The following is a 9,666-nucleotide window of genomic DNA, read 5'->3' as shown; positions in this document are numbered from 1 at the left end:
CCGGATCATCGAGCATGCGCTCGAACTTTTCCCGCGCGCCGTCATGGTCGCCTTCGAGCAGCGAGGCCTGCGCATCGAGCAGGTTGATCAGCGGCTCCTGGTCGGAACTGATCAACTTGGCGGCCTCCTTGGTCTTCTTGCGCGCCAGCGCGCCGTCGCCGGCGCCGGCCGCGATCATCCCCGTCGACAGCGCCTGGTAGCCGCGGTCGCGGCGGCGCACCCGGAAATAGCGCGAGATCGCATAAGGGCTGTTCCACAGCGACTTGATCAGCCACCAGACGATCATCACCGCTGCGACCACGGCGACGATCGCCACCGCCGCCACCATCAGCGTGACCTGGTACTGGTAACCGTTGAAGGTGACGATCATCTCGCCCGGGCGGTCGGCCAGCCAGGCAAAGCCGAGTCCCAGCGCGAACACGACGGCGAGGAAGGCGAGGATGCGGATCATCTGACGGTCCTCATGCCTTGGTCGCGCCGGCAATCAGCGCTTCGATCTGCTTTTCGACTTCGAGCCGCGCCTTCAGTTTGCTGGCGAAGTCGGCGCCGGCCGCCTTCGACGCATCGGGCAGGGTATCGTATTCGGCGAGCGCCTTGGCATAGTCGCCCTGGTTGACTGCCACTTCAATGCGCGCGACCGTTTCCGGCACTCCCTTGCCTTCGACGGCGCCGACCGGCCGCACCTGCACCAGCGATTTCGCGCTCGACATCAGGCTTTGGAAGAAGCCGGCATTCTGGTCGACCGGCGTTGCCGCTTCGATCATGGCGTTGGCGGCGGCTTCGGCCTCGGAAGCGATGGTGGCTCGCGTGGGCACGCCTTTTTCCGCATAGCCGCGCAGAACGCCAAGCTCCGGCGAGTCAGGCGCAATGGCGGCGAACGTGTCGAGCTCGGTCGCGAACGGCGCACCGCGATCGAGCGCCGCCTTCAGCGCCGAAGCGGCAATCGCCAACGCGATCTTCGGCTGCGAGGCCTGCGCGTCGACCTTGCCGGAGAGCTGCTGCACCGACTGTTCCAGCGCCGCGATCCGGCTGTCCGCCGCCTTCGCCGCGTCGCCCGCCGATTTCACAAGCGCGTCGAGCCCGGCGAGCTTCTCGTTGAGCGGGGCGACATCGACCGGTGCAGCATTTCCGGCCTTCTGCAGGTCGGCGACCGACGTCTCGACCTGGCCGACCTTGTCGGTGAGCGCCTTGAGCGCGGCGCCGTCGTCGCCCTGGCCGGGCGAGGATTTCAGCGCCGCGAGGTCCGACTTCACCTGGTCGAGCGCCGAGGACAGGCCGTCGACCTTGGCCGAAGCGCCGGTATCGGCCGCCTCCTTAAGTGCCGCGATTTGGCTTCTCAGCGAAGCGATCTCGCCGGTGACGCCGTCGGGCGAGGGCCCGCCGACCGAAGTCGGAGAACCGAGCAGCCCTACCGCTTGCAGAAGACCGGCGCCGGCAAGCGCGACAACGCCGCCGATAACGCCGGCAGCAATCATGTTGACGCCTGAGCGCCTGGCGGCCGGGAAGTCGCGATCGTCGCTTCGGGTTTCGCTCGGCTTCGACGCCGAGGCGGCAGAACTGGTCTTGGCTGCCGACGCATCCTCGAAACTGTAGCCGAAGCTTTTTGGTTCGCTCTTCGGAGCCTCATCCGTGCCCGGATAGGATGCTTGCGCCCCATCCTTGTTGGTTCCAGCCTGGTCAGCTCCGCCCTGCGCCGCGTCGGTGTGTTCCCACGGCTCGATGTCGGCCTGTTCGGCATGGATCGGCTCTTCGGGAGCTTCCGGCTGCGAAGCAGCAGCCCCTTCCTCTGCCTTCGCCTCGTCGGTTCGTTCCGTGTTGGTATCGGTATTGGCGGCATCCTCGTCGGTGATTCGCGAGACGGCGCCGGGTTCGAGTTCGATGGTCACCGGCTCGCGGCGGCTCTTCGAATGTCGCACCTTAGGCGTCTTGACCATGCTTGGGCTCCGCAAATTGGCTTGAGGATGGTTCGAAGGGTCTAGAGCTCAAGGATGCTCTACCACATCACCAAGCGGTGAAAAGGGGCGGTGTGATGACGCGGCTCAGCTCGGTAGCGACAAAAGCTGGAACAGCGCGTCCTCGTCGGATTTAGAGGCAATGCGAACCTTTTGCCCGCCAACCCCGTCCAATTCTTTGGCGATTCTTACGGACAGGGCCAAAAACTCCGCCCGTTCAAAGAGATGCCGCAGTGCTGGGCGCATGGCCAGGCCAATCATCACGGGTGCCGCCTTGGCCGAATAGAGCAGCACTGCCTCGACCGGCGTGCCCGACAATCGGGCAACGACGGCATCGTCGCCATAATCGAATTCGATGGTGTCGTAGGTCTCGACAGGCCGGACACGCACCCGGGCTGCCGCCAGCCGTTCTTCGAACACCGGAAAGCGCACCCGGCCACAAAGATAAACCATCTCCTTGCCCGTAAGTTCGGCGGTTATCTGGCCGGCCAGTGCTTCGGCATCGCCTGGGCCTTCAAAGACGGACGTAAATCCAGCCGCACGGCAGGCTTCCGCCGTCCTTGTCCCGACCGCATGGCAAGGCAGCGCGGCAAGCGCGGCGACCAGTTCCTTGGGCGCATAGCGCACCGCATTGGCGCTGGTGACGGCAACCGCGGCAGCAGCGGGCAAGACGCTTGCCTCGACCGGCAACGCCACTGTTTCCGTCAGTGGCAGCAGGACGGGCTGGAACCCCTGGGCCTGAAGCCGCCGGGCCGTGCGGGAGGCGCCCGGTTCCGGCCTCGTCACCAGGACGCGGACCATGTCAGGCCCAGCCGTCGAAGAATTTTGCGCCGGCCTTGGCGCGAACGGCCCGCGCGGCTTCCACGCCGATATTCGCCGCGTCCCGGGCCGGGCCGTTCAATCTGACCTCATGCGACTCGGTGCCGTCGGGCGAGATGATCAGCCCGGCGAAAGACAGGTTTTCGTCCGAGACGATCGCATGGCCGGCGATCGGCGTGCGGCAGGAGCCGTCGAGCGCAGCAAGAAAGGCGCGCTCACAAGCCAGCGCCTGACCGGTCGGCATGTCGTGAATAGCCGCCAACATATTGTCGACCACGCCGTCGCCGATGCGGCTTTCGATGCCGATCGCCCCCTGCCCCGGCGCCGGCGGAAAGACATCCAGCGGCATCAGATCGGTGATCACGCTCTCAAGCCCGAGCCGCTTCAGCCCCGCATAGGCGAGGATGGTGCCTTCGGCCACGCCCTCATCCAGCTTGCGCAGTCTGGTCTGCACATTGCCGCGGAACATCACCACATTGAGGTCCGGCCGCATCCTGCGGAGCAGCGCCTGGCGCCGGAGCGACGACGAGCCGATCGTGGCGCCATGCGGCAGATCGGCGATCCGCTTCGCGGTCTTGCCGATGAAGGCGTCGCGCGCGTCCTCGCGCGGCAGGAAGACGGAAAGCTCCAGCCCGTTGGGCAGCACCGTCGGCATGTCCTTCGAGGAATGCACGGCGATATCGATGCGGCGATCGAGCAGCGCTTCCTCGATCTCCTTGGTGAACAGGCCTTTGCCGCCCGCTTCCGACAACGGCCGGTCCTGAATGCGGTCGCCGCTGGTCGAGATCGGCACAATTTCGAAGGCCTGCTCGGGCAGGCCATGCGCCTGCATGAGCCGCGCCCGCGTTTCATGCGCCTGGGCGAGCGCCAGCGGGCTGCCGCGTGTTCCGATTTTCAAGGTTGTTTGCATGGCGCGCGGTCCGTGATAACCCCCGAGGCGATTCCGAGGTCTGCCGAGATTCAGGTCAGGCCGAGCCGAAAATGGCGGATTTCGAGAACCGGAGCGGAGCGTACTTTTGGGTACGTGAGCGCCGGAAGCGCAGAAAACCGCCATTCGCAGGCCGGCACCACCTGACTATCGACAGACCTCCTATATAGGAAAGGTCGGAGACACAATCTTCGAGGACAGCGACGAATTGATCCGCGTTCTGGGCATTGAGACAAGCTGCGATGAGACGGCCGCCAGCGTGGTGGCGCTGGACGGCGACTCCGCGCCCGAAATCCTCTCCAATGTCGTCTTGAGCCAGATCGAGGAGCATGCCGCCTTCGGCGGCGTCGTGCCCGAGATTGCCGCGCGCGCCCATGTCGAGGCGCTGGATGGGATCGTCGAGGCAGCGCTGACCGATTCGGCCGTATCGCTCGATGAGGTCGACGCCGTCGCCGCGACTGCCGGGCCGGGGCTGGTCGGCGGGCTGATCGTTGGTCTGATGACTGCCAAGGCGATTGCCGCCGCTGCGAATAAGCCGCTGATCGCCATCAACCACCTCGAAGGTCACGCGCTGACTGCCCGGCTGACCGAGGGGCTCGACTTTCCCTATCTGCTCTTGCTGGTCTCCGGCGGCCACACCCAGATCGTCGCTGTACGCGGCGTCGGCGACTACCAGCGCTGGGCAACGACCATCGACGATGCGCTGGGCGAAGCCTTCGACAAGACGGCCAAGATGCTTGGCCTGCCCTATCCGGGCGGGCCCAACGTAGAAAAGACAGCGGCCGGCGGCGATGCGAGCCGCTTTGCCTTCCCGCGTCCGATGAAAGGGTCGGCGCAGCCGGATTTCTCCTTCTCCGGCCTGAAGACGGCTGTGCGCCAGGCGGCAACGGCAATCGCGCCGCTCAGCGACCAGGACGTCGCCGACATCTGCGCCTCCTTCCAGGCTGCGGTGGCCGATGCGCTGGGCGACCGTGTCGCGCGGGCGCTCGCCCGTTTCCGCAAGGAATTTCCCGAGACGGCAAAGCCGGCGCTGGTCGTCGCCGGCGGCGTCGCCGCCAACCGCACGATCAAGGCGACGTTGGAGGCGCGCTGTTCCAAGGCCGGCTTCGCATTCGTCGCGCCGCCGCAAAAGCTTTGCACCGACAATGCCGCGATGATCGCCTGGGCCGGCATCGAGCGGCTGCGCGCCGGGGTGGCCGACGCGAGCGCCGCCGACTTCGTGCCGCGCTCGCGCTGGCCGCTGGACAGTGTTTCCGCTCCCTTGGTCGGCTCGGGCCGTCGCGGGGCAAAGGCATGACTGACGCGGTCACGAACGGCGCACAAACCAAGGCGCCCAGCGGCTGGCGCGTAGCGGTGCTTGGCGGCGGCGCCTGGGGCACGGCGCTGGCGCTCGCCATGCTGCGCGCCGGCCATTTTGTCCGCCTCTATGCCCGCGATCCCGACACCGTCGCCGCGATCGACCGTGGCGAAAACCCGCACTATCTGCCCGGCATCGCGATCGAGCCCGGCATCGTCGCCACCAGCGATATCGCTGCTGCGCTCGACGGTGCGAATTGCGTGCTGGCGGTAACGCCCGCGCAATCGCTGCGCGTGGTGCTGACCGCCGCCGCCGGCCATGTGCCATCCGGCGTGCCGCTCGTCCTCTGTGCCAAGGGGATCGAGCGCGACACCGGCGCGCTGCTGTCCTCGATCGTCGAGGAAAACCTGCCCGACAATCCGGTCGCAGCACTTTCCGGCCCGAGCTTCGCCAGCGATGTCGCGCGCGGCCTGCCGACGGCCGTGGTGGTGGCCGGCCGCGACGGAGAACTGGCGGCCGATCTCGCTGCCCGCTTCTCGGCCGAGAACCTGCGCTGCTATTCCAGCGACGATCTCATCGGCGTCGAGATCGGCGGCGCGCTGAAGAACGTCTTCGCCATTGCTGCCGGCGCCGTCACCGGAGCCAAGCTTGGTGCCAGCGCCCAGGCCGCCATGGTGACGCGAGGCTTCGTCGAGCTGCGCCGCATCGGCGCCGCCTTCGGCGCCAGGCCGGAGACGCTGATGGGGCTCTCCGGCCTCGGCGACCTGCTGCTCACCTGTTCCTCGGCGCAGTCGCGCAACTTCGCCTACGGCCTGGCGCTCGGCCAAGGCAAGGAGCTCACCGGCCTGCCGCTCGCCGAAGGTGTGCCGACGGCCGGCATTGCTGCCCGCATCGCCGCCGAGCGCGGCATCGAGGCGCCGATCATTGCCGCGGTCGCCGCCATCCTCGATGGCAAGGTGACCATCGGCCAGGCTGTGACGGCGCTGATGACGCGGCCGCTCAAAACCGAAACCGACATCTGAAGCCTCGGAGTTGAAACATGCTGTTTGCGTTGATTTGCAAGGACAAGCCCGGCAGCTTGCAGCTGCGCGCCGACACAAGGCCGGCGCATGCGGCGTTCCTGGAAGGCCTGATCAGCGAAGGAAGACTTGCCTTTGCAGGTCCCTTCCTCGACGCTGCCGGCAAGCCTGACGGAAGCCTGGTGATGATCGAGGCGCCCGACATGGCCGGCGCGCAAGCCCTGGCGGCCGCCGACCCCTATGCCAAGGCCGGCCTGTTCGAAAGCGTCGAAATCCGTCCATGGAACTGGTTCTTCCAGAAGCCCGCCGCCGCGTGACCGGTCGCGGCGCTCCCTCTCCCCGCGAGAACGGGGAAAGGATAAAGAAGAGCGCCAACGCTTCAATCGGGGCGAACCGACAATGGCAAGGGGACAACTGAGATGAACTACTGGCTGTTCAAGTCCGAACCTTCGGTCTTTTCCTTCGAGGCGCTGAAGGCGAAGGGCAAGGCCGGCACGCAGTGGGACGGCGTGCGCAACTACGCCGCGCGCAACAACATGAAAGCCATGCAGATCGGCGATCTCGGCTTTTTCTACCATTCCAATGAAGGCCTCGACATCGTCGGCATCGCCGAGGTTTGCGCGCTTGCCCACCCCGACTCCACCACCGACGATCCACGCTGGGAATGCGTCGACATCCGCGCCTGCAAGGACGTGCCGAAGCCGGTGACGCTGGAACAGGTCAAGGCCAATCCGAAGCTGGCCGACATGGCGCTGGTGCGGCTTGGCCGGCTTTCCGTGCAGCCGGTGACGCCGGCAGAGTGGAAAGAAGTCTGCCGCATGGCCGGCCTCGACCCGGCACCGTGACCAGACTCACCCCCAAAAACGCAAGGACATTCATCCTCGACAATACGGCGCTGATGGCGCCGCCGCACGTGCCGGAAGTGCTGCTGCACCTGGCTGACGAGGCGCACGACCTCTGGCTGCGCACCGAGGAGGAGCTGGCCGAGATCGGCCTGCCGCCGCCCTTCTGGGCTTTCGCCTGGGCCGGCGGCCAGGGCCTTGCCCGCTATGTGCTCGACCATCCGGCGACGTTGCAGGGCAAACGCGTGCTCGACTTCGCTTCCGGCTCCGGCATGGTCGCCATCGCTGCCTTGAAGGCCGGCGCGGCTGAACTGACCGCGGCCGATATCGATCCCTTTTGCGCGACGGTTATCGCCCTCAACCTGGAAGCCAATGGCGTGAAGGCCGATTTCCTGGATGCGGACTCCATCGGCACGGATGACGGCTGGGACGTCGTCTTGGCCGGCGATGTCTTCTACGACAAGCCTTTGGCGGAGAGGTTGACGCCGTGGTTCACGAGCCTCAAGGCGCGCGGCGCCGACATCCTCGTCGGCGATCCCGGGCGCGCCTATCTGCCGAAGACCGGACTGCAATCGCTCGCCGTCTACCAGGTACCGGTGACGCGCGTGCTGGAGGATGCCGAGGTCAAGCGCACGACCGTGTGGCGATGGGTTTCCGCCGCTTCGGCTTGACGCAGCCGGCGAACAGGGATTCCATCGCTCATCTTTCGGGAAGGGGATTCTATGGATTTCTCAACGGTGAACTGGCTGGCGGTGATCGCCGCGGCCGTCATGGCGTGGCTGTTCGGTGCCGCCTGGTACATGGGCCTGAGCAGGCCCTGGCTGAAGGCGGCAAAGCTCGATCCGGCGACGATGAAGCGCTCGGCCGTTCCGTTCATCGTCAGCTTCGTCGCCGAGCTCGTCATGGCGCTGGTCATGGCGCTGGTGGTCGGCGCGATGACCGGCGGCGAGCCCAACCCGCTCGCCGGCGTGATCTTCGGCTTTGTGCTCTGGTTTGGCTTTGTCGCCACCACGCTGTCGGTCAACCACCGCTATCAGGGCTTTGGCTGGGACCTCACGCTGATCGATGCCGGCCATTGGCTCGGCGTGCTGCTCATCATCGGCGCCGTGATCGGTTGGTTCGGCGCGCCGGCCGCGCCGGCAGGCTAGGGCACTTCCAGGAAAAGTGTGAAACGGTTCCGTCGGAATTGCGCCAAACAGAGAGAGAGCGCGGTCCGGAGCGTCGCTAACCCGCGTCTGCGTCTTTCGTGACTTCGTCGAGAAGCCATTCGCGGAAGGCGACGATGCGCGCGTCGTCCTTCATCGCTTCCGGATAAACCAGGAAATAGGCGAACTCCGGCGCGACCTTGATGCCGAGTTCGAAGGGCCGGATCAGCCGCCCTTGCGAAAGGTCGTTGGCCACCATGGCGAAGTCGGCAAGCGCCACCGCATTGCCGTCGAGCGCCGCCTGCGCGGCATCGGTCGAGGACGCGAAGACAAGGGTGCGGCTGTCGTCGAAATCTTCGACCCCTGCCGCGTGCATCCACATGCTCCAGTTCGGCCAAGTGACGCCCTGCCGAGACCATTCGATATGCGCCAGCGTATGGTGGAAGAGATCGCGCGGCTCCTTCAGCGGCGGGCCTGAGGCGAGCAGCGCCGGGCTGCAGACGGGGATGATGATGTTCTCGAACAGCCGGTGCGCGCAGAGCCCGGGATATTTACCGGTACCGAAACGAATGCCGATATCGACATCGTCCCGCTCGAAATCCCTGACTTCATAGGTAATGTCGAAGCGCAACTCGACGCCCGGCTTTTGCCGGCGGAAACCGTCGACGCGCCGCATCAGCCACTTGGTTGCGAACTGCGCGTCGAGCGTCACTTTCAGCAGCGCCGTGCCTCTCGCCATCTTGCGCGCGCGGGTAACGGCGCGGCCAAGCAGGTCGAGCGCATCGACCGAGGCTTCGAACAGAACGTTTCCCGCTTCGGTCAGCCGCATGGTGCGGCTGGTGCGCGTGAACAGCACGAGGTCGAGCTGATCCTCTATTTCCTTGATCTGGTGGCTGACCGCCGCCGGCGTCAGGCCAAGCTCGTCCGCGGCACGGGTAAAATTGAGGTGCCTCGCCGCTGCCTCGAACGTCCTCAACGCACGCGTTCCGGGCAGCAAGCGGGCCATTCCTATCTCCAAAAAAAACTTGATAATCGGACAAGAACTACTCGTTTCCCGTTTGTTTTTCAATCCGGCAAGATGGCTGCATCGATAAACCATCAAACCGGATTTGATATCCGAAGAACACGGATAGCGCCATGACCGAGATCGTCCTGAAGTCCCACGCCGCTCCGAAATCCAACTCCGGCATCGCGCTTTGGCTGCGTTCGGCATTCGAGTGGCTGTGCCAGGCCCGGGTCGCCGCTCGGCTTCCCGACGAATCCGTCGAGGATCTCTCCGACCGCCAGCTGCGCGACATCGGCGTCGAGCGCAGGGACGTCGCAAAGGCGATGAACCGGGACCTTGGCCGGATCGGATTGCTGGATACCGGCTGGCAGCAGCCTAAGCGGCACTGAGGGAATAGGGGGAGTAGGCAGAGAATCTCGCTTCGGTGGCCGTGCGTCCTCCGTGACATATCCTACTCCCCTACCCCCTACTCCCTACCTCACCACCTTCACCACCGTCCGGTCCGACAGCAGCGGCAGCAGCCTCGCCATGGTGCGCGCCGTCACCGCGACGCAGCCTTGCGTCGGCGTGAAGCCGGGACGCGCCAGATGGAAGAAGATCGCGCTGCCGCACCCGCGCCGGCGCGGCACGATGTTCCAGTCCAGCACCAGGCACACAT

13 protein-coding genes are annotated in these 9,666 nt (G+C 65.8%); 7 read left to right on the top strand and 6 right to left on the bottom strand.

The window, feature by feature from the left end; genetic code table 11:
• From EOA49_RS27360 to hemC, 4 genes are all read right to left on the bottom strand, one after another.
• On the bottom strand, positions 1-451 hold a 451-nt coding region (locus tag EOA49_RS27360; RefSeq protein ID WP_281058464.1), incomplete at its 3' end, for a heme biosynthesis HemY N-terminal domain-containing protein.
• A gap of 10 nt (positions 452-461) precedes the next feature.
• Positions 462-1,934, bottom strand: coding sequence for a mitofilin family membrane protein (locus EOA49_RS27355; protein WP_127243459.1), 1,473 nt, complete (start codon positions 1,932-1,934; stop codon positions 462-464).
• Positions 1,935-2,039: 105 nt separating this feature from the next.
• Complete coding sequence (locus EOA49_RS27350) at positions 2,040-2,753, bottom strand: uroporphyrinogen-III synthase (RefSeq protein WP_127241131.1); 714 nt, start codon at positions 2,751-2,753, stop codon at positions 2,040-2,042.
• Between the two features lies 1 nt (position 2,754).
• Positions 2,755-3,681, bottom strand: coding sequence for a hydroxymethylbilane synthase (gene hemC, locus EOA49_RS27345; RefSeq protein WP_127241132.1), 927 nt, complete (start codon positions 3,679-3,681; stop codon positions 2,755-2,757).
• 229 nt (positions 3,682-3,910) lie between these two features.
• Between hemC and tsaD the strand changes: the two genes are divergently transcribed.
• From tsaD to EOA49_RS27315, 6 genes are all read left to right on the top strand, one after another.
• Positions 3,911-4,996, top strand: a complete 1,086-nt coding sequence (gene tsaD, locus EOA49_RS27340) for a tRNA (adenosine(37)-N6)-threonylcarbamoyltransferase complex transferase subunit TsaD (RefSeq protein WP_206519926.1) — start codon at positions 3,911-3,913, stop codon at positions 4,994-4,996.
• Entirely contained in the window at positions 4,993-6,018 is a 1,026-nt protein-coding gene (locus EOA49_RS27335) for an NAD(P)H-dependent glycerol-3-phosphate dehydrogenase (RefSeq protein ID WP_127241134.1), read from the top strand. The genes tsaD and EOA49_RS27335 overlap by 4 nt, the downstream gene beginning before the upstream one ends.
• A gap of 17 nt (positions 6,019-6,035) precedes the next feature.
• A complete protein-coding gene (locus EOA49_RS27330; protein ID WP_127241135.1) occupies positions 6,036-6,332 on the top strand; it encodes a YciI-like protein in 297 nt (98 codons plus the stop codon).
• Positions 6,333-6,434: 102 nt separating this feature from the next.
• Positions 6,435-6,860, top strand: a complete 426-nt coding sequence (locus tag EOA49_RS27325; protein ID WP_095826266.1) for an EVE domain-containing protein — start codon at positions 6,435-6,437, stop codon at positions 6,858-6,860.
• Positions 6,857-7,528, top strand: a complete 672-nt coding sequence (locus tag EOA49_RS27320) for a methyltransferase (RefSeq protein WP_127216599.1) — start codon at positions 6,857-6,859, stop codon at positions 7,526-7,528. The genes EOA49_RS27325 and EOA49_RS27320 overlap by 4 nt, the downstream gene beginning before the upstream one ends.
• A 51-nt stretch (positions 7,529-7,579) precedes the next feature.
• A complete protein-coding gene (locus EOA49_RS27315) occupies positions 7,580-8,005 on the top strand; it encodes a DUF1761 domain-containing protein (protein ID WP_127241136.1) in 426 nt (141 codons plus the stop codon).
• A 76-nt stretch (positions 8,006-8,081) separates the two neighbouring features.
• On the opposite strand, the gene gcvA is transcribed toward EOA49_RS27315, so the two are convergent.
• Positions 8,082-9,008 carry a transcriptional regulator GcvA gene (gcvA, locus tag EOA49_RS27310; protein WP_127241137.1) on the bottom strand — a complete coding sequence of 309 codons (927 nt, stop codon included), beginning with the start codon at positions 9,006-9,008 and terminating at the stop codon, positions 8,082-8,084.
• Positions 9,009-9,139: 131 nt separating this feature from the next.
• Between gcvA and EOA49_RS27305 the strand changes: the two genes are divergently transcribed.
• Positions 9,140-9,397 carry a DUF1127 domain-containing protein gene (locus EOA49_RS27305; RefSeq protein WP_127241138.1) on the top strand — a complete coding sequence of 86 codons (258 nt, stop codon included), beginning with the start codon at positions 9,140-9,142 and terminating at the stop codon, positions 9,395-9,397.
• A gap of 84 nt (positions 9,398-9,481) precedes the next feature.
• On the opposite strand, the gene EOA49_RS27300 is transcribed toward EOA49_RS27305, so the two are convergent.
• The coding region (locus EOA49_RS27300; protein ID WP_348626898.1) for a L,D-transpeptidase family protein at positions 9,482-9,666 on the bottom strand (185 nt) is incomplete at its 5' end.

Source organism: Mesorhizobium sp. M1A.F.Ca.IN.020.04.1.1 (assembly GCF_003997315.1).
Lineage (GTDB): Bacteria > Pseudomonadota > Alphaproteobacteria > Rhizobiales > Rhizobiaceae > Mesorhizobium.
This window is presented reverse-complemented; position numbering and strand designations above follow the sequence as displayed.